Below are 24,533 nucleotides of genomic sequence, written 5' to 3'. Positions count from 1 at the left end.
CTATGAAATCATCACGAATATTAAAATATCTATGTCTCGCCACTGTGCCCTTGCTGCTCGTTTCCTGCTTTGCGGCAAAGGAGTATGTGCGGCCCCAGGAAACGGTAGTCACAGCAGATTATTTCCGAACCGATAATTTGTCAAAGGATAGTTCTTCCTTGGCAACAATTTCCTGGAAGGAATTATTCACGGATCCCGTTTTACAGGCATATATTGAAGAGGGACTGACCAACAACATCGATATCCGTATTGCCATTCAGCAAATATTGATTTCTGAAGCCTATGTAAAACAAGGAAAGTCGGGCTACTACCCTACCCTAAGTGGTACGGCCCAATATTCCCACTTAGAGCTTTCCAATAATAGCCAATTTGGGGCACAGTTTAATAAATTGGACATATATCAGCTTAGTGGAGGTCTTTCCTGGGAAGCCGATATCTGGGGCAAGATACGAAGCAACAAGCGCGCATTTCAAGCCTCTTATCTACAGACTGTGGCCGCACATAAAGCGGTAAAAAGCCGATTGGTGGCCAATATAGCTTCAACTTATTACCAACTGTTGGCGTTGGATGAACAAATACGTATCACCCAAGAGACCATTACTAACAGGGAAAAAGGCTTGGAAACCACCCTGGCTTTAAAAGATGCAGGAAATGTTACCGAAGTTGGTGTAAAACAAACTGAAGCCCAATTATACAGCGCACAAGGCCTTTTGATCGATTTACGAAACAATGCCCGACTTCTGGAAAACAACTTGTCCATCTTGCTAGGAAGTGATTCCAGGGCCATCTTAAGGGGTTCTTTACAAAACCAAACGATAACCACTCCCTTGACTACAGGAGTACCTGCACAATTATTGGCGAACCGTCCGGATGTGATGTCGGCAGAATATAGATTGATCAATGCCTTTGAATTGACCAATGTGGCCAGAAGCAATTTCTATCCTTCGTTGACCTTGTCAGGCAATGGCGGGCTACAGAGTTTGGATTTTGATAAGTTATTCAGTTCAAGTTCACTTTTTGCCACTGTCATTGGTGGTCTTACCCAGCCCATTTTCAATGGACGTAGTATAAGAACACAATACGAGGTGTCGCAAGCACAGCAAGAGCAGGCAAAACTAGCTTTTAAGTTTTCGGTGCTCAATGCTGGAAAAGAAGTTTCAGATGCCCTATATTCCTATAATGCGGCAACAGAAAAGATAACGATAAAGGAAAAAGAATTCAACGCTTATGATTTGGCAACAGGCTATTCGGAGGAATTGTTGGACAATGGACTTGCCAATTATCTTGAAGTGTTGAGAGCTAGGGAAAATGCCCTCAACTCCAGTCTCGATTTGGTAAACTCAAAGAACAATCAGTTACAGGCCGTTGTAGACTTGTACGAAGCTCTTGGTGGTGGGTGGCAATAAGTTATGCCTTTTGTATGGAATTTAAAAAACCCACAACTCGTGTTGTGGGTTTTTACATAAATCATATCTTATCTACAGATCAATATTTCATTCACTATTTGTATTTGGTTACTCGAGCATCTTCCATGACCCCATTCCAATTTAGTCCAAAAGCAAAATCATAGGCATTTCCATTACTGTCAATATAAGGTTTCATGTCCCTAGGCACGTCCTCAAACTGGTCTTCAACAGTTGTCATATCCATGGGCATTTGAAACGGCAATAGTCCAGTAGGCTCTGCCTTGCCAACGATCATATCCATCAATGCCTGGTCTTGTACTCCCATATGAACAAAAATGGAAGAGGCATATTTTTCAATTTCCGAGAAAACCATGGGTTTGGAAATATTCACCACTACAATAACAGGTTTGTCTCCCATTATTTTTCTTGTATCCGTAACCATTTTCATATCAGAGACATTAGAAGCCGTAATGGTTTTACCTTTATAGGAACGGTTTGTGAAGTCCTCTAAGGGACTACTTCCTGCCAAACTGACCTCACGGGCATCGTTTGCTGTATAAGGACCGTACTGAAGACTTATAGGTACATACCCATTTCCTCCCTTGTCCAAATCGGCCCTATCATATCCCACTCCCCCATCAGGATTTTTAATTCCCACCAAGGCAAAATCGGCCTCTTTGGCATTTTCAACTACATCAAAATATTTTTTAACGACTTCCATATTAAATGGATACACTGTTCTTTCGGGGGTTTCCACTCCAAACCAGTTCTTGCTGGCAGCTATATATCTTTGGGGTACATATACTTTTTGTTTCGACTTGAGCGGTAGGGTATTTTTGTTGTTTTTCAGCATCACAATGGAACGAAGTTGCGCACTATAACCTTCTTTCATGTATTCTGCATTCCCAACAATTTGTTCTGTTTCAGCCACATCCAAATAAGGATTTTCAAAGAGTCCGACCCTAAAAATATTCCTTAACAACCTAATTGCAGAACTTTCAAATCGCTTGCGCATGTATTCTTCGCCATGTGCGGCAACACCCATATTATAGGCTTCTATAACTGGACCCATTTCATTATTTCCTCCAAATTGGTCCACTCCTGCCTCGATTGCCTTGAAGTGCCTTTCCGCCACAGACATGGTTTCCACGCCCCAACTCTTTCCCTGAAAAAGGTCTACAGCCTCTACATTACGTGTAATGCCCCAATCTGTACAAACCACACCTTCGTAACCATATCGGCCCCGTAAGAGATCAGTAATCAGGTATGAATTAAAGCCATTACCAACATTATCATTGTTCTTTGGGTCTTGCCCATAAGAAATGGTATAATAGGGCATAATGGCAGATGCCATTTTGGTAGGCCCTTCCAATTTAAAGGCACCTTCCGTAAATGGACGCAAGTGATCTTTTAAATTATTCCCTGGATAAACGGCATAGGCCCCATACCCAAAATGGGCATCGCGACCTCCTTCTTCAGGTCCACCGCCCGGCCAATGTTTTACCATGGCATTTACGCTTTGATATCCCCATCCTTCCCCATTATCGGATGACTGAAATCCATCCACATAAGCTCTTGCCATGTCCGTGGCCAAATCTGGGTCCTCCCCCATGGTGCCATCAAACCTACTCCATCGCGGTTCCGTTCCCAGATCTATTTGAGGCGATAGGGCCGTTGCAATTCCCAATGCCCTATATTCCTTGGAACCTATTTCACCGAATTGTCTCATAAGGGCCGGATCAAAGGTTGCTGCTATCCCCAAAGTACCGGGCCACATAGAAATATCCCCTCCCGCCCCAGCATTGAATTCTGCATAGGAATCACTCCCATGTCTAGGATCTGAACTGTTGTTGATGGGTATACCCAAGCCTATTTTTTCTACCATAGCTTGGGCTTTATTGTTCCAACTTGCCGCTATTGCCGGTGAAGCTACACTTGTGATGAGCACGTGACGAAGATTATCTTCCTCCAAAAACTTTAATTGGGCATCAGATAGGTCACTGGGCTCGGCCCCACTCTCATCAAAAGGCTTTCCTCCATAAGTGGCCGGCCCAAAAAAACTATTCCCGATCGAGGGGATAGATTGGTGTGCGCTATAGAGCATCAATCCCGCAATTTGTTCCAGGGACATCTTTTTAGCAAGATCCTTGGCGCGCTCCTCGGCAGTCAATCTCCAATCCTCGTAAACATCGAGCTTCCCATCCTTATTTAGATCCTTAAAACCATAACCGTCCACCGTCAATAGTTTCAATCCAGAATTTTGGTTATAGCCAAGAGTTTTACCCCCTTCATTTTTGACTAGTGTAAAATTGGCCTTATTCTCCTCAGTGAATTTTGGATTACATCCTACTGCCACTAATCCAAGGGCTAAACCAAATATCACCCCAGTTTTGTTCTTAATATTCATAATTATTAAATTTTTAAGACATGTCATTGCATCCATCCTAAAATCAAGCAATAGGAGGTAGAAAATCATTTATACAAAATGCTAATTAAAACCTATTTTCTTGATCCCTTCATGACTGATTCTTATGGCCTCTAACGGCTTCAATCCGTCGAAGGTCATATCTTGCTCTACCATGTAATATTTCATTCCCGAGAGTTCCTTTTCAGCCAAAATTCTTTCAAAATCAATGGTGCCATTGCCTACGGGAGAAAACCTGCCCTGTTCGTCCATATCCTTTACATGCCAGATAATAAACCTGCCTGGATATTTTTTGAAATACGCGATTGGATCGGCACCTGCCTTGGTCACCCAGAAAAGATCCATTTGGAAATTCAAATACTTAGGGTCGGTATTTTCCAAAAGATAATCAATGGGTACAATGCCATCCTTATCCTTTACAAATTCAAAATCATGGTTATGGTACAATAACTTTAACCCCGCTTCGCTACATTTTTTACCAAGGTTTGTCAATATTTCTGCAAGATTTGATGCACCTCCTGTCATGCCCATGGACCTATCCTCCTGATTATATGTAAAGAGGCCCATTGGAGGTACTGGTATCACAAAGTATTCAAATCCGGCTGCTTTTACATCGGCTATCATACCATCTGCATTCTCCAGGGTCACGGATCCCTGATGCGTACTTATTGGGGTCAGACCAATCTCATTCAATAATTCCTTGAAATCTGCCGGGGACAGATTGTAAAATTTCCCCTCGGCGTATCCGGCCGCCTCAATATTCTTATATCCTGCATCGGCTACTGCCCGAAGGGTAGCCTTGACATCCTTGCCCATATCGTCCCTAACCGTATAAAGCGCCAAGCCCCCAAATTTTTCTTGAGCACCACCAATAAAGCTATTTGCTATAAAAAGGGCAATAATTGATAGAATTCTAACTGTCTTTTTCATGATTTGAATGTTTCTAATTATTAAAATTATTTCTTGTATTTCTGTTTTTTAGATATGAAATTTTAACCAACACCATTTATTTTAAAACCATAGAGATAGGATGCATTATGTGCCCCACCTTCAAATAATTTTTCGTGACGCTCAAGGATATTCGTTCCCAGCATTTTTCGCTGTATTTATTTATTGTCACAAAAAGAGACAATAATATGTTTTAGCCTTACACCGATTCCTTTAAAACTTCTATAAGCATCCATTGACCAATATAATAGAATTATCCATGATCACGATCTGTTGGAAACATACCCTCCTCCAATAATCCTTCCAAATAGCTACCTAACAAGGCAGAATATTTGTGCAACTCATTGTACATCTGTTTATCATGGGGCAATTGGGCCTTTTTAAAAGATTCTTCAAACAGCTCTCTAAATTCAGCTAAGGTCCTTACCGTAGTATATACATCTTCAGTAGTCATATTTTTTTTGGTTTTAAGACAATCTTCTTACGTTACATCACATCTTAATATTTATAAAATTCCTCCCTTACTATTTTAACTATATTAAATGTCCCAGGTTTAAAATACTACAATAATTGGCATTTGGCATACTACCATTACATAATAATCATTTTATGCACAAATGTTCATGTACTAGTAGAAGGTTTTTCTTAGTTATTATAAGGAGCAGGGCTTACAATACTGATAGTGTATTTTTATATGGGCAGAAGCACCAGAAAAGAAAAGATTTTTGAAGAGTCACTTACGTTGATTCAGAAAATGGGATAGAAGGCAACAACAATGCGCGATATCGCTGAAAAACTAAATTTCAATATTTCCCAATGCTGATAAGTATTATTTTTAACTCATTTGATTATAATAATAACCCTAAAAATATCGATGATTACTGTCTATTTGAGGGCGGCTATGCCTCAAAGTCAAATTATCCTAAATTCATGTTAAAACCTCTTTGATGACCCTTCGCCTATGGTGAACTATTGCCTTTATTTTCCTACTTTTCCTTCTTTGAATTTAGAATAATACTTCTAGTATTTTTATTGTTGTTTATGACGCATCATAATAATTTATCCTTCTTGAATGAAGGTGGTGAGATGGGCAGGCTGATCAAGGAAAAGGATTGGACGAATAGCCCTCTAGGACCTATTGAAACATGGCCACAAAGTCTTTGTACGTCCTTGAGTATCATCTTACACACCAACCAACCCATGTTAATATTTTGGGGACAAGAATACCTATGTTTTTTTAACGACGCCCATAAACCCAGTCTGGGACTGGACAATAAATACGTCTCCGTTCTAGGCGAACCTACAGCAGTAACTTTTCCCGAAGCTTGGGATTTTATTAAGCCATTATTCAAGGAGGTATATGAGACACAAAAAGGCCTCTATCTAGAAAATCAGTTGATTCCAATTTTGAGAAATGGTAAAATGGAGGATGCTTATTGGACCGTTAATTATAGTCCTATCATTAGCGCCAATGGTGATACGGAAGGTATATTTGTGACCTCAAATGAAGCTACCTCAGCGATAATGGAAAAAATCATTGCCGAAGAAGTTGATGAACGATTTAGGTCGGCTGTAAAACAAGCTCCTGTTAGTATAGGGGTTTATAAGGGCCCTGATTTTATTGTGGAAATGGTCAATGATGCCTATTTGGCACTGGCAGATATGGAAGAACATGATTTACTGGAAAAACCTTTATATGATTCCATCCCAGAAGCTAGAAAAGGTACAGAAGATATTTTAAAGCATGTTTACGAAACGGGTGAAACTTATAAGGCCACAGAATTTCCGATTACCATTAACAGACATGGCAAAACAAATATTGGATACTTCAATCTAATTTGTCAGGCCCTCCAAAAGGAAAATGGTGAAATTTTTGGTACCATAGGAGTTGCCATAGAGGTCACTGAATTGGTACAGGCAAAACACTCATTGGCGGAGAGTGAAAGAAAGTTTAAGAATTTAGTCATGCAATCGCCCATACCCATAACTGTTTTCAAAGGTAAAAAGCATACTGTAGAACTTGCCAATGATGCTATGATCAATACAATTTGGCACAAAAAAGAAAATGAAGTTTTGGGAAGAGAAATTTTGAATATTTTCCCGGAATTAATCGATCAAAAATTTCTGGCCTTATTGGACAGGACTCTTGAAACCGGAAATCCTTATAAGGAAAAAGAGGCCCTGGCCTATGTTGAGGGAAATGATGGAATGCGCAAACTTTACGTGGATATTGATTATTCTCCCTTAGTTAGTTCCGACAATACTGTAGAAGGTTTGATAGTCACGGTCATAGACGTCACTGAGAAAGTAACAACCCGTAAAAAAATAGAGGAGGCAGAAACTCGTTTGAGACTCGCAACGGAAGCTGCTGAAATGGCGACGTTTGAGTTGGACCTGAACGAAAGAAATATTATATATTCCCCAAAACTAGCAGAGATTTTTGGTCATGATAGATCCGCTACTCTAGCCCATGAGGAATTGAGGGAACAAATACATCCCGATGATATAGATACTATTGTCCTTAAGGCATATGAAAAGGCATTTATTACAGGGGTATATTTTTATGAGGCCCGTTTGATCACTCCTGCCAATGAAATTAAATGGATCAAGACCCATGGGAAAATTTATTACGATGATGAAGGTAATCCTACTAAATTAATAGGGGTACTCAGGGATATCACCGAAGATAAGTTAAGCCAACAGATCCTTTTGGAAAGTGAACAAAAATTTCGATTGTTGGCAGATTCAATGCCACAGCAAATTTGGACTGCAGATGCAGATGGTAACCTAAATTACTTTAACAAAGCAGTTTTCAAATATACGGGCTTAAACAAAGACGAAATCTTGGATTTGGGTTGGTTAGATATCATACATCCGGAAGATAGAGAGGAAAATCATAGCTTATGGATAGAATCCGTAAAAACTGGTAAAGATTTTATTATGGAACATCGGTTTAGACGACACGATGGCTCTTACCATTGGATTTTAAGTAAAGCAAGCCCCCAAAGGGATGAATTAGGAACTATTCAACGTTGGGTCGGAGCAAGTACAGATATCCAAGAACAAAAAATGTTTTCCAAAGAACTAGAGAAAAAAGTAAAGGAGCGTACGCGATTATTGAAAGAGTCCAATGAAAAATTGGAAGATTCCATAGAAGAACTTCAAAAAATGAACGTGGAACTCCAATCCTTTGCCTACGTCTCCAGTCACGACCTCCAGGAGCCCCTTCGTAAAATTCAAACTTTTATTTCCCGAATCCTTGAAAAGGACCGCGATACACTAACTGATTCTGGAAAAAATTATTTCGGACGCATACAGGATTCTGCCAACAGAATGCAGAATCTGATAAAAGACCTCCTTTCCTATTCAAGGACCAACATAACCGGCAATGAATTTAAGAAGGTCAACTTAAATGATATCATAGAAGAAGCCCAGTTAGATCTAAAGGAAAAATTGGATGCAAAGAACGGTAGTATGCATATTGGTGATATGTGCGATGTAACCATTATCCCCTTCCAATTTGTGCAGCTCATGAGCAATCTAATCAGCAATTCCATTAAATTCTCCGTCACTGGGATTCCACCACACATAAAAATCACCAGTAAAGAAGTAATGGGAGAAGATATGGAGGATTTTAATCTAATGCCACAGGTAAGGTATTGCCATATAACCTATTCCGATAATGGGATAGGATTTGAATCTGAATACAAGGATAAAATTTTTGAGGTTTTCCAGAGATTACACGGGAAGAACGAATATGAGGGAACGGGAATAGGATTGGCCATCGTTAAGAAAATTATTATGAACCATGATGGTTTTATCAGCGCCAAAGGAAAACCAAATAGGGGCGTTACCTTTGATATTTTTGTTCCAGTTGAACATTAAAAACTACAAGATATTGAAATTTTCAATTCATGTAATAACTATTACAACCTAACCCCCAAACAAGAATGAATTCCATACATCCAAAAGTAATTAGGCAAATTTTTGTTCTTATCCTGATTGTGCTCATGGGCACTTTGATCTTCAGGGAAATGCTCCCCTATTTATCAGGGGTTTTGGGTGCCATCACCCTATTTTTTATTTTACGGAACTTTATGGGAACGCTCATTAAAAAAGGATGGAACCCAGATTGGGCCGCAGTACTCTTACTTTTCCTATCCTTCTTTTGCATTTTGGTGCCGGTTGCAGGAATTGCTCTAATGCTGGGAAATAAAGTAGGTACAATTACCAATAAACCAGAAGAATTTGTCAAAAAAACCGAAGGCCTTTTAAGCAAATGGGAATCTCAAATTGGATTTGAATTTACCTCAAATATTGATACTTCAGAAATCTCTTCCTGGCTCTCGAATAATTTGTTCAGTTTTGCAGGGGGAACATTCAATATCGTCCTTTCCCTTGGCATCATGTACCTGTTACTCTTTTACATGCTCACGAACAGGAGAATGTTGCGCCAGTCATTATTTGAGTATATCCCCATCAACAATGACAACCTAAAAATAATTAGCACAGAATGTGAGAAGATGGTAAAGAGCAATGCTTTGGGTATTCCTTTGGTAGCTATTGTTCAAGGTGTTGTGGCCCTAATAGGATTCTTTATTTTTCAAATAGAAGATCCCTTTTTCTGGTTCACAATTGTTGCCGTTGGTTCTATTATTCCTTTTGTAGGGACCTTAATTGGGATTTTACCCGTTTTTCTGTTGACCTTGTCCACTGGCACACCGTTCCAAGCCTGGGGTATACTGCTATATGGCATTATCGTAGTAGGATCCTCTGATAATATTGTTAGACTTTATGTTCTACGTAGGTTGGATGATGTACATCCGCTCATCACCCTGATAGGGGTCATCGTGGGAGTGCCGTTATTTGGGTTCATCGGCTTAATTTTTGGACCTTTAATGATCAGTTTATTCCTTGTTGTTCTTAGAATCTACAAAATAGAATACGGACAAACCAAAGAAGATAAAACCCATCTGTAAGGATGTTATAAAACTATAATCCCCTGTAACCTTTACAAAAATGTATTGGCCACAGGGATTTAAATTAGTAATACTATTCTTGTTTTAAACGGCTAGAAACCAAAGCCAAACCCAACCTGGACTATATTTCCTTCCACTGAATTGAAAAACCCTAGATTAAAGGCCAGAAAGCGATAACCACTGATCCATAAACCTCCCCCTTGGGACGTATGCCATTGGTTGGAGGTCTCATTATCCATCCACACCCTGCCGTAATCGAAGCCGCCGTACATTCCTATGGTAATAGGTGCCACTGCTGTTACAATTCTTTTTAAACGCAAGCGCAAATCGGAACTTTGGTAAAAGTATGACTTCCCTGTGAACCTCTCATTCCTAAATCCTCTAAGGCCGTTGTTACCCCCTATGGACGGGGCATGGTAAAAGAAAAAATCTTCTCCAAAGTTCGTCTTATATTCTGCCATGGTACCAAGGACCAAATTACCGGATGGAATTACTTTCTGACTAAACCCAAATTTTATACCAGCGTAGGCAAACGAATTGTTTTTAAGATTAAGATTGGTTTTATACCCTCCTGTCAGCCCCATATAAACGGCCTTGGCAGGAAAGTCGTCCGCATCGTCATGGTCGTACGCAACGGACACTTCTGCCCCGACATAATCCTGTGAGTCAAATACATTGGGATCTACATTAGCAGGGGTGAAAAATCGGTTCTCATTTTCATCCACCTTAAAGGATTCGTAAAGTCCCTTTATTTTAAGGGTTCTGTACGCTATACCGGCATTCAATTCAACTTGCCTCATACGGGCCCTATTGTAATCATTGTCCAACTGACCATCCGGATTAAAGGTTTCATTACCCATCCCGAAATAGTTATTGGAAAACCGATCATTGGTAAAATACCCATCTATCTCGAAGTTCCACTTTGGAATTATATTGGCAAAGATTCCTTGGTAACTCAGTTCCACCCCCTCGAACTTAAAGTAATAGTTGGCTCCGATAGTATGTTTCTGACGAAATGGATTGCCATTGAAACCATTATTGGTATACACATTGGTTGCACCAAGGAAGAGACCATCGTCTGTTCTAAACCCAATATTTGGCAAGAGCATATTTGTGTCCTCCGTAAATTGACGCCAATGGAAGGTATTGGTTTTGTAAGAGTTTGTCAATTGTTTTGATGGCACTTTATCCTCAAATACGGATTCTTCAGATTTCCAATCATAAACCTTTAGTGCTTTCTTGTTACTTATCTTATAGGTATCCTTTCCATATCCGCCCACCAAGCGGATAAATACCCCTCCATCGCCTTCACCTTCTACTATAAATTCATCCTTTTCTCCCAAACCATATATCCACAATTCCTTGGTTTGGGCCCTATCGAAAGTTCGGTCGAACATCACTTCATTTGGTTCATCGCTAAGCAACCTTCTAATTACCACTCTTGTCTTGCCATCTGGCAATCTGGTAACAGTTATTTGATCATCTTTTTCCGTACCATGCAGCGCAACCACCTTATTGAGGTATTGTCCATATTCAGTAGCCATTTTCTTTAAATTGGCCAAACGGCCTATCATACTCTTTTTAATACTATTGGATGTACTATCCTGTACTTCCTTAGGCAATCTTAAAAAGGCGGTATCTATAACCTCTTTGGTCAATTGTTGCTGAATAAATTCTGCTTCCTCTGTCCATACTTCGGCACCGAATTTTGTAACAAAAGCCCTATCCAAGCTATTACCTTGAGCCATAAACCAAGGCACATCGTTCAAATCTGCACCATAAGATTGCCAAAACCTAGCATTGGGAACAAACCATTTAATGATCGGAAAAGCAACCCCGTCAAATTTTGTAAACGCACCATCCCTATCACGGGGAATAGGCAAAAATCGTTTGTCACCTGATTCCAGCTCATACTCTGCCCATCGCCATTGGTCTTGGTGTCGATCCCAATCCCCAATCAACATGTCAAATATGCGCGCTCGAACAAAGCTTCTTTGCTCAACATCATAAGATTCGTCCCTTTTTAATTTTTCCAGAACATCCGTGGTACTTTCAAAATCTGGAATACGTCCAGGTTTTTCCGGATTGACCTGGTTATAGCCCACATAATTTTTATGCATGTCCGAAGGACGTTCCTCTATAAAATAAAGCTCATCCCCATAGGTAGCATTCAAATCTCCCAAACTCTTTTGTTTGGGGACGTAAAACAACTCTGGGCTGGCGTGGTTCACATCCACTTTCCTGGCCATTGGGCTGATGACCAATTGAATGTAAGGATGGGCCGTTGTAAAAAAATCAGAAATCACCTCTTCGGTCAAAGTACCCTTATAGTCCTCTGCCTCATATGCAATACCCTTTACCTTAAACTTTAAAAACTTTAAAGCATTTTTTCTTAAAGATCTCATAGCATATTCTTTTCCGTTCATATCTTCCAAACGCAAAGAAAAAGATTGATGACCACCACCTTCCTGTGTAACTTTGAGCCCCCCATATAAGGTATCAAGTCCAACTACTTTTGCTGTGACCTCCTTCCCAAAATACTCCCTGTAACGATCTCCCCATATAAATTCATAAAACCCAGTTTTTTCCAGATTCTTTTTTTGCTCTCCGTCTAAAACCGAGGCTTGGACATATTTTTTTGTGGTGGCCTCGGGAATATCAATCTTGGGCTTCTCCTCAAATTTGGGCAGAACAGCAAGTGATCTTGAGGATAAATCTTCATCTTTGGTGACAAAGGATACCTTTGAAGAACCATCCTTAAAATATTCCAGCTTGGCAAAGCCCGGTTCCCCATAGGTGTAGCGTCCTTTATAGTCCAAGGAACCCCCAATCGTTATTATTTCATCGTCTGATAATCTAGTAGCTGTTTTTCCTCCTAGGGATCCACTTACAATCTGGTGTATGCCGCCCCCAGTAAGATATTGTAAGCTTTCCTCATGCCCAGAAAGTAAAGTGATCCTATCCGAATCTTGTGCCAGGGCCGAGACCATTATACGCAAGTAATTGTATCTTCTGGAATTGAGTTCTTTATTTGATAACCCCGCCCAATCTTCCATTCTATTAACTACAGTTCCCAAAACAGGAAATGGTTTCAATTGGTCTGAGAACGTTTCTTTGCCAGCAAAAATCCCATTACTGAAGATTGGGTGGTGCATGGCAATTACAATATTTTTACCCTGCCCATCGTTGATCATTCCTTCCAGTTCCTCTACAAACCTTCTGCGGGTAACGATGTCCGTGCATTTCCTATTAATACCCTTCACCCGATCCCAATTGCTTATAAACCAATAGGAATCGATCAGGATCATATCCAATTGATCATTGAGCACAATCCTTTCAAGCGGACAAGCGTTCTCAGGAAAGACATTGAGCCCCTCCCTATCTTTATCTTTAATAAGGTCTTCTACCTTTTCCATTTTGTCAGCATCGAAACTTTTCCACTCAAAGTCCCCCGGCATAATAATGGTCCTTCCTTTGAAATTTTCAGTAATTCCTATTTGTAGCTCTATTCGCTTTTTATCAAACTCCCACTGATCTTCCTTGGGCGAAATGTTGTCCCCTGTAAAAATCATGGTGCTGTTTTCCGGAGCTTTCTCCAACTGATCCTTCAATAGACCAAGAATCTCTTCTTTCTTTCCCTCTTTTAGATTCCCAAGGCCTCCAGCTATGTAAAACGTATGTATTGCCTTTTCTTCCCTGTCACCAACTTTTATGATGTCTAAGCTTTTTTGTTCTCTGAAGGTCGCACAACCAATAAGAAAACAGGTTAGGAAGGCGAAAAGGAAAAAGCGTACCATTTGATTTCGGAATACATATTTCATAAATTAATGTAAAGAATTAGTTGTTTGTATTTCAATTATTGGCAATCTGCATTAGGGCACAAATCTGTAAATGCAAGTATAGGCCAAGACAAAAGCTTGGATTATCTCAAAAGATCTTTTCCTTAACACGAATCAAAATTGCTAAACTAGCCGACATTTTTACACTTGAAAGAATCAATAAATTTAGGTTTAGGATCAACACCTGGAAGAAATCAATTATAAATTTGCCAAGAGTAAATAACATAAAAATTGACTTTACGTCCCTCTCAAAAAAGGGAACTCTGGTCTTTATATTCAATACAACCGCAATAAACCGTTAAGTAGCAAGTAAAAGGAACAGAGTAAATTAGAAAACCCAAAAGAAATTCTAAAATGACTGAGGAAGAACAAGTTCGATTAGAAAATATCGCCGATACAGAACATGAAATATTTGCGCTTTTAAAACAGCGATGGAGTCCAAGAACCTTTCGGGAAGAACATATCTCCGATATAAATTTAAAAAAAATATTTGAAGCTGCTAGATGGGCTGCAAGTAGTAATAATGAACAGCCTTGGCGTTTCATATATGCCAATAAAGGCACAGAGGCTTACGATAAAATTTTTAACTGTTTAAGTGAATTTAATAAGCAATGGGCATCAAATGCTCCTACCCTTCTGCTGACTGCCTTCAAAGAAAAAGATCAGAATAACAATGAAAATTTTCATGCCCTACAAGACTTGGGACTTTGCTTGGGAAATATGACCGTACAAGCTCAATACTTGGGAATTGCACTACATCAAATGGCAGGTTTGGATTGGAAAAAAGCCCAAACAGAGTTCAATGTTCCCAATGGATTTCATGTTAGTTCAGCCGTGGCTTTAGGATATTACGGTGGTGATATGGATAGCTTACCTCCGCATTTACAAGAAGAAGAAACCAAGGAAAGATCTAGAATGCCCCAAGAAAATTTTGCTTTCCATGAAAAATGGGTGTCCTGAAATTAAGCACGCCATTATTTTTTCCTTCAAAGAAAAGGTACGCCCTTTCGTGAAATAGCACTGAACACCATATACTTAATTTAGGATCATTCAGTGTTGTACCCCCTATCCTATAAATACACCTGATGCTATAATTCCAATGACTAGAATTACTAGAAAAACAGTAATTATAATGGACGCTATTTTTGTTTTTGAATTCTTCTGAAGAATAAATTGCTGGGTTTTATTTTCTTCCTCTTTTATAAATTTGGTTTCGGTGTCATTTTCTTTTTCTTGCATATATTTTATTTCTTATAGTATTAAAATTCAAGCCAAGCCTTTTACTTATATTATTCTGTTAATTCCAGCCTATTCTTGATTAAAACATCAAAAGTAAAATGATTTCTAGCTTTACATTAATGCAAATCATTTAAAATTTAATTCTATTAAACGCCTCCCAACTCAAGATGATTGCGTTAATCTTAAATCTAATTGAGCACCTTCCACCCATTTCCCTCAGCTAAATTTGTCCTAAGACAGATCCGAAAATTTATACGGTTGTCCGTTAATAATAGTTGAATACTTATGGATCACATAGAAACCTTATCTGCCTGCCACCACAGATTCAGATTTCTCTTGGAGGAATTGTCTGATGAATCTGGGGGTGTACTCAAGAAAAATAGATTGGTGGAGGAACTTAAAAATGAGATTGAGGTGTATTGTTCTGTAAGCACGTCTTTCTTTTTGGATCCGAGAAACAAAAGGTACGCCGACCAATTGAATATAATGGATTTCAACGGAGAAAGCATAAAGCGTAGTGTTGTGGAGTTGAATTCTTCGGCAAAAGATAAGACAACATGGAGAAATCAGATATTCCGCTTAAAGGAGGAAGTGGAAAACTTATTGTTCCATTATGAAAAAGTAATAGGGTCTAGCCTGAAAATCATTCAAAATTAGCTGCAAAGTTTCCTATAGGAGTAATACTAAAATCAATTAAAAAAAACATCATGAACACTATTCAAGTTATTTCCATTTTTATTTGCGGTTTTGCTCTGGGCCTTATCCTATTTATACTTTTAGAGAAATTGTTTGAGCCTGAAGTTGATTTTGATGAGTTGAATGATCTCTATTTGGTACAGGATAATAAGTCGGAATCCAATAAAACAAGGATTCAAGATTCAAGAATATCTGCTAAGCAAAATTTTATTGGCGATTCCTTAGGATTCAGCAATGGTACCCGCTTCAGGAATGAGAAAGCCTCTACAACTAATTTAAAATCAAAAGTAATTGAACTAAGGAATAGGAATAAAGTTGCCTTCTAATTACATTATTTTATATCAAATACAATCTCATTAGGTACTAAAAACATTAATTGAGGTTTACTTTAAACAATTCATTCATGAGTACATATACAGAGGACGTAGGAACAAAATTAAACACCCTTTTGGAAAAGACTATTGATGATGAGAAAGGATTTTTGAAGGCTGCAGGGAATGCAAAACATCCCGACCTAAAAGCTTTTTTTACCAAAAAATCCAAAGAACGATATGACTTTGGCTACGAATTAAAAGAAGAGCTCAGAAAGTTTGGGCAATCTATTGAAAAAGGTGGAAGCACCGCCGCCACTGTTCAAAGGGCTTGGATGGATATTAAGTCGACCATCTCCTTAGATAATGATGAGGCCATGTTGGAGGAGGCCTTAAAAATCGAAAAAGCTGCATTAAATTCATATGAGGAAGTTTTGGTTGATAAGGACCTGCCCCCCCACTACCTCATTAATTCTTACCAAACAAAAAAACATTATACTTTCCAATTTAGAAACAGTCAAGGTTTTGGCAGATGTAGATTAAATCCAACAGGCGTCCATGGTTATTGAATCAACATAAATAACCCTATTTCTAACTAATGTATTCTCTATGTATTACAAAGTATCAAATACTGCAACACGGAATGATATAGAAAATGAATTTGGCGTTACCCTAAAATATCCAAGACTTCATTTACCCAGTCCTGTTATCAACGGATTGGACGAGGAACTTTTATCGGTTATCACCGAGGATAGTCCGAACCAAGTAAATTTCGCTATTTGGGGTATGTTGCCGAACCATTATACTGGCGATTGGGAAACCTATCAACAAATTGAAAATACACTAAACATCCCTTTAGACAAATTAAGCGACTCTTCTTTGCCGCTTAATGATAATGGCCACAAAAGATGCTTAATTATTGTAACTGGGTACTTTGTTACCCATTTGCACAGGGGCGAATTATATCCTTATTACGTTCATCTTCCAAAAAATAAGCCTTTTCTGCTCGGTGGATTATATACCACGTTAGATGATGGATTTTTAACCACTAGCATCTTGGTCGGGAAAGGAATTAATGGGATCTCCCAAGACATTCATAATCTAAGCCCAAACGCTCCTTTGATTGTTCCCATGGACCAAAAGGCAGATTGGTTAAATCATAATCTCACAAATTCTGACCTGGATTCCTTAATGGAAAAGAACAATAGATCCAACCTTACGGCATTCCCAATTGCCAAAGAATTTTATTATAGGAACATTAACTTCCAGAGCATGTTGGAACCGGTTTTTTATGCAACCCTTCCAGTTCCATATTAGTCGTTCCTCAACAGAACTTTTATGGGATACCCAATATATATAAGGTCAATCGCAACTTAAATTTTGCTTTCATTGTATTGTTGCACCCCCTACCCCTATTCCGGTCTATAAATTTAATCTTCGCTCTAAGTAGTGGGTTAATGAGCTAAAATTTAATCGGATAGGATCAGGACTTACGCTAAGAGTTTTTGATCTTTGGATAAGTGGGAAACATAAATATTTTCCCAATAAAAATAACTAATCACTAAAAACAAATATTATGCTTCGTTGGACAGTAACATTCGTCATTCTTGCTATTATAGCCGCAGTTTTCGGATTTGGAGGTATTGCTGCGGGAGCAGCCAGTATTGCAAAAATCCTATTCTTTATTTTTATTATACTATTTGTGATCTCCTTGATAACAGGTAGGAAAAAAATTTAACCACTTAAATAAATACATATGAAAAAATCAATTTTAATGCTCATTTTCCTTCTAGTTACTTCCATATCATTTACTAGTTGTAGAGAAGACAAGTCGGCAGGTGAAAAAATAGAAGACGGGATAGAAGAAGTCGGTGACGGGATAGAAGAAGGAGCCGAAGAAGTGCAAGACGAAATAGATGACGCCACTGACGATAATTAACACAAAAATATTCCCCCGAGGCCAAAGTTCCACCCAAAACTAGAAAACGGGCAACTCCATGAACAATGAGTTGCCCGATTTTCCATTTTTAAATTATAGATCTTAAAACTTAGTACAGATGACTGAATTTGCAAAAAATGAGAAAAATAATATCGACGAATACCAAAAAAAAGGATACACCCACAGCTATAGGTTCCAAGATGGACAATTAGTTGATGTAAATTCTAAAATTGGTTATCTGCCAGAGGACATTCTAATTGTTGCAGAACATCGGTATGAAGGGATGAGCAATCCATCTGATCTTTCAATTTTATATGTACTAAAGACCAAGGAGGGCAATAAAGGAACCTTTCTAATGGGCTACGGACCAACGGCAAATTTAGAAGCTGCAGATTTCTTTAAGGAAATCCCCAGAAAAAACAACAATACTTAAATTAAATTTTTGACTCACCTTCAATTTCACTTAACATAACCTTTCCCCTTGGCCTATAAAGTATAACTGGGGATTGGACTCAATTTAATAATTGAGAACTTTTACATACTTATAATTTCCTAAACTTAGCATGTAATTGCACCTGGTTTTCTACATCAATAGACTGCATATACTTACCTTTCTTTGTTCGCCACTAACCCATTGAGCAGTGATTAATTGGCTTTGAAAATTCCGCAGAAAGGCAATAATTATGAAAAAAAGAACCATCTTTGCGAATATGTTGAACACCTAGACAGATAGGCTTATTTTTGTAGGCCTGCTCTTAGTTGTGGTAAACATAAGGGATGCCAATGAAATTAAATGTAAAATACAATTTTAACACCATGTGTAAGATAGTTCTACAAGAACAGTTGGCAGAACTATCCATACCATACCGTTTACATGGACTTGGTGAAATTGAATTTGAACGCCCCCTAGATCTTCAGCAAATAAATAATTTATCTACCTCTTTGGCCGCCTACGGCATTGAAATAATTGACGATCAAAAGAGTGCCCTGGTTCAGCGCATTAAGGAAACCATCACCAATATGATCCTACATGACGATGAGGCCAAAAACTTTAAAGTTTCGAGCTATTTGTCAAATAAACTAAATTATTCGTATGTTTATTTGTCCAATGTTTTTTCTGAGGTCACCCATTCATCAATAGAGAATTTTGTGATCTTAAAAAAAATAGATCACGCTAAGAGCTTAATCATTAACAAAGACTATACATTAACGGAAATAGCATACCAACTGAATTATAGTAGTGTAGCACATTTATCTTATCAGTTTAAGAAAACCACCGGTCTTACGCCATCTACATTTCAGAAAATAATTCAAAAACGCAGAACTAACAGTATTCAAAAACCCAATTCATAATTAACCATCCATGAACCTTCAAACCCTTAACGTTGCTTTAGCGGATGATGATGAAGATGACAGATTCTTATTTAAAGAAGCCATCGATGAAATAAAAATCCAAACTAAACTGTCATTGTTCACCAATGGACAGGAACTAATGGATTATTTGAACCTGCCAAATATTATTCTGCCCCAGGTAGTCTTTCTTGATTTGAACATGCCCGTGAAAAATGGGATACAATGTTTAAAGGAAATTAGGGAAAACAGTGCTCTTGATTCCATGTCCATCGCCATCTACTCAACTTCATCTACTGAGAAAGACATTGAGGAAACCTTCGTCTTGGGAGCCAATATATATATCAACAAACCCAATAGTTTTACAAAATTGAAAGATGCCATTGAAAGGGTCCTTCAAATAAATTGGCAATACAATACTTCCAACCTTAATAAGGAAAACTTTTTATTGAGATTGTAAAACAATCTTACCATAATCTGAATTCATTTTTTTATTCCTTTTCATGTCCACGGAATGCCTGTAGGCATTAAATTATCTGAAATTAATTTTACACAATTTAATTGCTATCCTAACTTCCCCCTCTTTCGCAACCTCACCCATTATTTGTTAGTTGACTTATTTGCAGTTGATTATACTACACATAAGTATTTTTTTCGATACTCACTTTCCAAATAGTAGCTCCCGTATTGCCTGATCAACCAATAGAATTATGTAACACAAATAAAAAATTGTGTAAGAGACAAGGCCTTCTTTTTTCGCAATTTTGACATTATCAAATAAATTATAGTCTCTAACACAAAAAATTACCTAATTATGGAAAAGTATCTAGATAATCTTCAACAGTTTGCCAGAGTAGGCCAGGTACGTAAAAAGGAGGTCGGTTCTAAAGGGATGCCAGATAATTTTATTATGGGAATGACAAATCAACATTCCATTAGTGACTCTAATTTGGACAAATAAGGTAGTCTTGCCTGGTACCTAATTTAACCAAAGAGGCAAAAATCTATACAATGGTACATCCTGCATACCTTAACATAGGTAGGGAAATTGAACCGATAAGTCGGGTATAACGTCAACTTTAAAAACTTTATCATGAAAGTCATAAATTTAAAAACAACAAATCTCGGTAATATGTTCCTAAACCTTCAAAATCATTTTGGAGGAGATATCACCCACAACTCTGATGAGGAAATCTTAACGGTGAACAGTGAGAAGGCGGAAGGTTTAATTCGTGGTATCACCTTTAAAGGAAACATATCTTACATTGAATTTGATATTGTCTTTAAAAATGACATCCTTTTGGTGAACAGTACTCTAAATTCAAGCCCAATTTATTTCGCTTACTGTTCCAAAGGACATTTAGTACATAGTTTTGGTGTTGAAGGAAAAAAAACCACGTTGGAGAAATTTCAAACAGGTATTGTAACTACCAATTCTAAAATGAATAATGTATTTCATTTTAATAAGGATATACATTATAAAATTTCTACCATAGTTGTAAGTACGGATGATAAATCCCTTTCTTACCACAAACTAAACGCTACGTTAACGGAAACATTTTTCCCGAAAAAAGAAAACGGCAATTTTCTTTACACAGGTTCATATAATCTAAGGATAGCCGATAAAATTCAACAGCTTTCAGCAATCACACAAAAAGGAATTGTGAGGAGCCTGTTGATTGAAGGAATTGTGCACATGATACTCGCCATGGAAATTCAGCAACATTCTGATGATTTGGAAAATCTTGAAAGCAACCGTGGAACACTTACCAAGAGAGAAATGGAAGATGTACGAGAAATTTCTGAGTTCATAAAGAATTATCCAGAAATACAATATACTTTAAAGTATCTAAGTAATAAGTCAGGTCTTTCTCCAGCTAAACTACAAGAAGGGTTTAAATTAATGCACGAAAGGACTGTGACTGATTTTATCAGAAATGTACGTGTAGAAGCGGCAGAACGCCTGATCAAAACTACAGATTTAAATATTTCTGAGGTGGTATATACAGTGGGACTTACGAGTAGAAGTTATTTTTCAAAGATTTTCAAAGAAAAATACAATTGTAGTCCTAAACAATATCAAGACCACCAAAATACGTTGGCCATAACAGGTTAATTCATCTTCAATCGAAAAAAACCAACCTATCCGGTTGGTTTTTTTTTGCTTGAATCAATGATTAATATGTTTCACAACATCTGAAGGATTTTTTACAAGTAAAAATTGGTTTCCAATGATTACAATGGGCCAGGTAATTAAGGCCGGTTCCCCTTGCAAAATTTTTATCCAATCGTTCTCCTCCAATTTTACATCTTGCTCACCGTAGGTATCCTTAAACTTTGGGTGTTTAGTATCTATAAGATCCGAAAGCTCCACCTCCAAATTATCGGCCAGTTCCGCCCATTGCATGCCTGTAAGATTTTCCTTGGTAATATCAATGGCTCTAATTTCTTTTGAAGAAGCGGTTATATAGGCATGTGTCTGTTTGCCTATTGTACTTTCCGAATTGAAGTAAATTGTCAGCTGTTGATCATCTTTGGCGATTGCTCCCATCTTTGTATTAATTTTATTTTTCATAGATTGTAATTTAGTGAATATTAGTTCATAAATAGTGCTCAATAAATAGTCAGATTGACACAATCAACACCGACAAAATCCCGCATATCCTCACAACATAAAGAATTTATAAGCATATTTTCTTTCTTCTACCCAAAAAATGCCTCTAATGATATTTTCTTTACCCTAAACCATGTACAGCCATAGATATCAGGCTGAAAATCATTAACTTAAAATTTGATAATTAATCCATTAATAAGGTTGCTTAAATTGTTTGTTGACTGTTTTGAGCACCTTTTTCAATTTTAATAATGCGCTATTTACTAATTATTACTTTTATGATCATCTATAATTTGAACGCACAACATAACATTCCCAAGTCGATCGAGAAAGAGGCGACCATTGCCCTCTCCCATTATCCAAAATTGAGCAATACCAAGATCACATTTCAGTTCAAAAAGAATATAAAGAAATCTACCATGCAGGCAAGGCCCACCTTTTGGAGTTTTTTTCGTTCCAAAAAGAACAGGGAGTATGTTATTCTTATCAGTGAATATTTTAAAATTGCCGATAGCCAGTACAGGACCAAGGACATGCCTTCCAATATTTTGATTGGCTGGTTCGGGCATGAACTGGGACATATTATTGATTATAAAAATAGGAGTAATTTAAATTTGTTGGGATTTGGGATCCAATACCTTCTTTCACCCAATTATATTATTGAGGCAGAGCGTGCAGCCGATTGTTTTGCCGTAGCCCATGGGATGGAAGAATATATTTTGGAGACCAAGAATTTTATTCTTAATAACTCAGAAATAACAGAAAACTACAGAAATAGAATAAAAAGATATTATTTGTCCCCAGAGGAGATTATGCTAATGGTGGAACAAAGGGATCTATAAAAACAGGTCTTTATGCAGTACTTATTTTTTGGGCAAAAGCTTCCCATTCCTTAAACTTCTCCTCCCCCATGACCCTTTCCATTTTTACTTGCCCACCCTTTTTCTTGTTCCGGGCATTCCACTCATAAAATACATTTGGCTGTACCACGGTTATCTCTACACCTTCCAAGGCCTTGGATCTGGCCACCTTATAATTTTTGTTGGCTTCCTTTAAATAAGAATCCAAACGGGCTGCAAGGTCTTGGCCTTTAGCCTCGTCCTCTGTGCCCAAATACCAACAATGGTAAAATTCTCCCTCAATTCTTTTGGCACAAAGGGTATATTCAGGAATCTTGATCCCGAACTCATCTTCCAAAATTTTAATGGCATCGTCCATTTTATTTACAGATAGTTGGGACCCCACCGTATTTAAAAAGAATTTGGTCCTTCCCGTAATCTTTATTTCTGCTTTGTCAATATCCGTAAATTCTATGGTGTCCCCAATCACATACCTCCACGTCCCTGAAACGGTACTTATGAGCAATACATACTCTTTGCCATCTTCTACCTCTGAAAGCGTTAAAACAGGTGCATTTGGGGAAAGGGAACCATCTGGATTGATATAATCGGGATGAAAGGGAACAAACTCAAAATAAATACCGTTATCCGTAATCAATTTCATGGAAGTGGTTTCCGGCCGTGCTTGAAAGGCGATAAACCCTTCCGAAGCCAAATACGTATCTATAATGGTAATCTGTTTTCCCATCAGGGCGTTAAAACTTTTCTCGTAGGGACCAAAGGCTACACCCCCTGAAGTATATACTTGAAGATTGGGCCATATTTCGTGAATATGTTTTATATCATGATACGCTATGACCTTCTGTAACATCAGTTCTATCCATGAAGGTATGCCGCTGATTGCTCCTATATCCCATTTATGGGCGTTTTCCGCGATTTTTTGTACACGTTCATCCCAATCCTCCATTTTGGAAATTTCCTGCCCTGGTTTGTAATATCCACGAAACCAAGAAGGAATATTGCTGGCACTTATACCACTGATTTCTCCCTCTAAGCGCTGATTTCTCTCTGTTAGATCTGTAGAACTTCCCAACATCATTATTTCCTTTTCAAAAAAATCAGGGGGAAGATCAAAATTGCTTAGCGCAAATACTTGTTTTATGCCCGCCTGTCTTATGGCATGTACCATGTCATCTGTTACGGGAATGCGTTTGCTCTCTTTTCCTGTGGTCCCGGAACTTAGGGCAAAATAGGTAGGGTTTCCGGGCCAGGTAATATTTTTTTTCTGTTGATGTATTTTATGCCACCAATTATTTTGAATACTATCATAATCAAAGTAGGGTACTCGCTCGGCAAAAGAATGTTCTAAATCCTCAGATTCAAGAAGCTCTTTAAATCCATAAAACTTGCCAAATTCGGTATCTTTCGCCTTTTCCAGGAGCTGACGTAATACCTGTTGTTGTTCTTCAATAGGGTTTGTTTCGAATGTCAGCGCATCCTTTACCTCAATAAATCCTTTGATAATATTTCCAATAATCGCCATATAATCTTTTCTCCAGTTTTAACTAAGCATCACTATTACATCCACATTAGGCAGCTGCAATTTTTTTACATTCTTCCGCACATCTTCTGCAACTTTCTGCACATAGTTTACAGTGCTTGTTTTTATGTTCATCACATTGGGATGCACACCATTCGCACACTTCTGCACATAATTGGCAGTACTGTTTTGCAAAACTACTATCAGCAACCATGAACTTTAAGCAAGATAAACAGGCATCTATACAAAGCATACAACAATAAGGACAGTCATTCATACTTTCTTTACCTGCCATGACCGTAAGACAATTTTGACAATCAATTAGACATTGCTGGCACGCTTTGATACATTCTTCATAGGTTGCATTCATTGTAGTGGAATTTAAGAGTTTCTGTGCATTCTCTCCTA

Annotated in this window: 24 protein-coding genes; 16 read left to right on the top strand and 8 right to left on the bottom strand. The window is 38.0% G+C overall.

The window, feature by feature from the left end:
- The first annotated feature begins 2 nt into the window (after positions 1–2).
- The gene (locus SB49_RS03225) at positions 3–1,406 is read left to right on the top strand and encodes a TolC family protein (protein ID WP_062053788.1); all 1,404 of its coding nucleotides are present in this window, start codon (positions 3–5) and stop codon (positions 1,404–1,406) included.
- A gap of 94 nt (positions 1,407–1,500) precedes the next feature.
- Here the strand turns inward: SB49_RS03225 and SB49_RS03220 are convergent, their stop codons facing one another.
- The 3 genes from SB49_RS03220 to SB49_RS03210 form a co-directional block, all read right to left on the bottom strand.
- Positions 1,501–3,813 (bottom strand): glycoside hydrolase family 3 protein, encoded by a 2,313-nt coding sequence (locus tag SB49_RS03220; RefSeq protein WP_062058809.1) that lies wholly within the window; start codon positions 3,811–3,813, stop codon positions 1,501–1,503.
- A gap of 81 nt (positions 3,814–3,894) precedes the next feature.
- Complete coding sequence (locus tag SB49_RS03215; protein WP_062053786.1) at positions 3,895–4,761, bottom strand: sugar phosphate isomerase/epimerase family protein; 867 nt, start codon at positions 4,759–4,761, stop codon at positions 3,895–3,897.
- Between the two features lie 271 nt (positions 4,762–5,032).
- A complete protein-coding gene (locus SB49_RS03210) occupies positions 5,033–5,233 on the bottom strand; it encodes a hypothetical protein (RefSeq protein WP_062053784.1) in 201 nt (66 codons plus the stop codon).
- Between the two features lie 587 nt (positions 5,234–5,820).
- Between SB49_RS03210 and SB49_RS03205 the strand changes: the two genes are divergently transcribed.
- Together SB49_RS03205 and SB49_RS03200 are read left to right on the top strand one after the other, a co-directional pair.
- Positions 5,821–8,664, top strand: a complete 2,844-nt coding sequence (locus tag SB49_RS03205) for a PAS domain S-box protein (RefSeq protein WP_062053782.1) — start codon at positions 5,821–5,823, stop codon at positions 8,662–8,664.
- Between the two features lie 65 nt (positions 8,665–8,729).
- Complete coding sequence (locus SB49_RS03200; RefSeq protein WP_062053780.1) at positions 8,730–9,758, top strand: AI-2E family transporter; 1,029 nt, start codon at positions 8,730–8,732, stop codon at positions 9,756–9,758.
- Between the two features lie 92 nt (positions 9,759–9,850).
- On the opposite strand, the gene SB49_RS03195 is transcribed toward SB49_RS03200, so the two are convergent.
- Complete coding sequence (locus SB49_RS03195; protein WP_235537829.1) at positions 9,851–13,579, bottom strand: ShlB/FhaC/HecB family hemolysin secretion/activation protein; 3,729 nt, start codon at positions 13,577–13,579, stop codon at positions 9,851–9,853.
- 372 nt (positions 13,580–13,951) lie between these two features.
- On the opposite strand from SB49_RS03195, the gene SB49_RS03190 reads away from it, so the two are divergent.
- Positions 13,952–14,557 (top strand): nitroreductase family protein, encoded by a 606-nt coding sequence (locus SB49_RS03190; RefSeq protein ID WP_062053778.1) that lies wholly within the window; start codon positions 13,952–13,954, stop codon positions 14,555–14,557.
- Positions 14,558–14,662: 105 nt separating this feature from the next.
- Here SB49_RS03190 and SB49_RS16010 read toward each other — a convergent pair whose 3' ends face one another.
- A complete protein-coding gene (locus tag SB49_RS16010) occupies positions 14,663–14,836 on the bottom strand; it encodes a hypothetical protein (protein WP_156036440.1) in 174 nt (57 codons plus the stop codon).
- A gap of 285 nt (positions 14,837–15,121) precedes the next feature.
- Here SB49_RS16010 and SB49_RS03185 point away from each other — a divergent pair, with 285 nt between their 5' ends.
- From SB49_RS03185 to SB49_RS03145, 11 genes are all read left to right on the top strand, one after another.
- Positions 15,122–15,493, top strand: a complete 372-nt coding sequence (locus tag SB49_RS03185) for a hypothetical protein (protein ID WP_062053776.1) — start codon at positions 15,122–15,124, stop codon at positions 15,491–15,493.
- A 50-nt stretch (positions 15,494–15,543) separates the two neighbouring features.
- Positions 15,544–15,858: a hypothetical protein gene (locus SB49_RS03180; protein ID WP_062053774.1), complete on the top strand. Its 315-nt coding sequence runs from the start codon at positions 15,544–15,546 to the stop codon at positions 15,856–15,858.
- Positions 15,859–15,935: 77 nt separating this feature from the next.
- Positions 15,936–16,412: a ferritin-like domain-containing protein gene (locus SB49_RS03175; protein WP_335337887.1), complete on the top strand. Its 477-nt coding sequence runs from the start codon at positions 15,936–15,938 to the stop codon at positions 16,410–16,412.
- A 40-nt stretch (positions 16,413–16,452) separates the two neighbouring features.
- The gene (locus SB49_RS03170) at positions 16,453–17,160 is read left to right on the top strand and encodes an SOS response-associated peptidase (RefSeq protein WP_062053772.1); all 708 of its coding nucleotides are present in this window, start codon (positions 16,453–16,455) and stop codon (positions 17,158–17,160) included.
- Between the two features lie 259 nt (positions 17,161–17,419).
- Positions 17,420–17,581 carry a DUF1328 family protein gene (locus tag SB49_RS15855; RefSeq protein ID WP_082591066.1) on the top strand — a complete coding sequence of 54 codons (162 nt, stop codon included), beginning with the start codon at positions 17,420–17,422 and terminating at the stop codon, positions 17,579–17,581.
- A gap of 36 nt (positions 17,582–17,617) precedes the next feature.
- On the top strand, positions 17,618–17,782 hold the full coding sequence (locus tag SB49_RS03165; RefSeq protein ID WP_235537828.1) for a hypothetical protein: 165 nt from the start codon (positions 17,618–17,620) through the stop codon (positions 17,780–17,782).
- A 118-nt stretch (positions 17,783–17,900) separates the two neighbouring features.
- A complete protein-coding gene (locus tag SB49_RS03160) occupies positions 17,901–18,215 on the top strand; it encodes a hypothetical protein (protein ID WP_062053768.1) in 315 nt (104 codons plus the stop codon).
- A gap of 350 nt (positions 18,216–18,565) precedes the next feature.
- Positions 18,566–19,135: a helix-turn-helix domain-containing protein gene (locus SB49_RS03155; RefSeq protein WP_062058804.1), complete on the top strand. Its 570-nt coding sequence runs from the start codon at positions 18,566–18,568 to the stop codon at positions 19,133–19,135.
- Between the two features lie 10 nt (positions 19,136–19,145).
- On the top strand, positions 19,146–19,592 hold the full coding sequence (locus SB49_RS03150) for a response regulator (protein ID WP_062053766.1): 447 nt from the start codon (positions 19,146–19,148) through the stop codon (positions 19,590–19,592).
- A 354-nt stretch (positions 19,593–19,946) separates the two neighbouring features.
- On the top strand, positions 19,947–20,093 hold the full coding sequence (locus SB49_RS16005; protein WP_156036438.1) for a hypothetical protein: 147 nt from the start codon (positions 19,947–19,949) through the stop codon (positions 20,091–20,093).
- Between the two features lie 132 nt (positions 20,094–20,225).
- Entirely contained in the window at positions 20,226–21,248 is a 1,023-nt protein-coding gene (locus SB49_RS03145) for a helix-turn-helix domain-containing protein (RefSeq protein ID WP_062053764.1), read from the top strand.
- A gap of 54 nt (positions 21,249–21,302) precedes the next feature.
- On the opposite strand, the gene SB49_RS03140 is transcribed toward SB49_RS03145, so the two are convergent.
- Entirely contained in the window at positions 21,303–21,707 is a 405-nt protein-coding gene (locus SB49_RS03140) for an arsenate reductase family protein (protein ID WP_062053762.1), read from the bottom strand.
- Positions 21,708–22,024: 317 nt separating this feature from the next.
- Between SB49_RS03140 and SB49_RS03135 the strand changes: the two genes are divergently transcribed.
- Complete coding sequence (locus tag SB49_RS03135; protein WP_235537827.1) at positions 22,025–22,588, top strand: hypothetical protein; 564 nt, start codon at positions 22,025–22,027, stop codon at positions 22,586–22,588.
- Between the two features lie 10 nt (positions 22,589–22,598).
- Here the strand turns inward: SB49_RS03135 and SB49_RS03130 are convergent, their stop codons facing one another.
- Positions 22,599–24,128, bottom strand: coding sequence for a GH3 family domain-containing protein (locus SB49_RS03130; RefSeq protein WP_062053758.1), 1,530 nt, complete (start codon positions 24,126–24,128; stop codon positions 22,599–22,601).
- Between the two features lie 46 nt (positions 24,129–24,174).
- Positions 24,175–24,339: a four-helix bundle copper-binding protein gene (locus SB49_RS16170; protein WP_235537856.1), complete on the bottom strand. Its 165-nt coding sequence runs from the start codon at positions 24,337–24,339 to the stop codon at positions 24,175–24,177.
- Positions 24,340–24,533: the final 194 nt, after the last annotated feature.

Source organism: Sediminicola sp. YIK13 (genome assembly GCF_001430825.1).
Lineage (GTDB): Bacteria > Bacteroidota > Bacteroidia > Flavobacteriales > Flavobacteriaceae > Sediminicola.
Note: the sequence above shows the minus strand (reverse complement) of the source record. Positions and strands in the feature narration are given on the sequence as shown.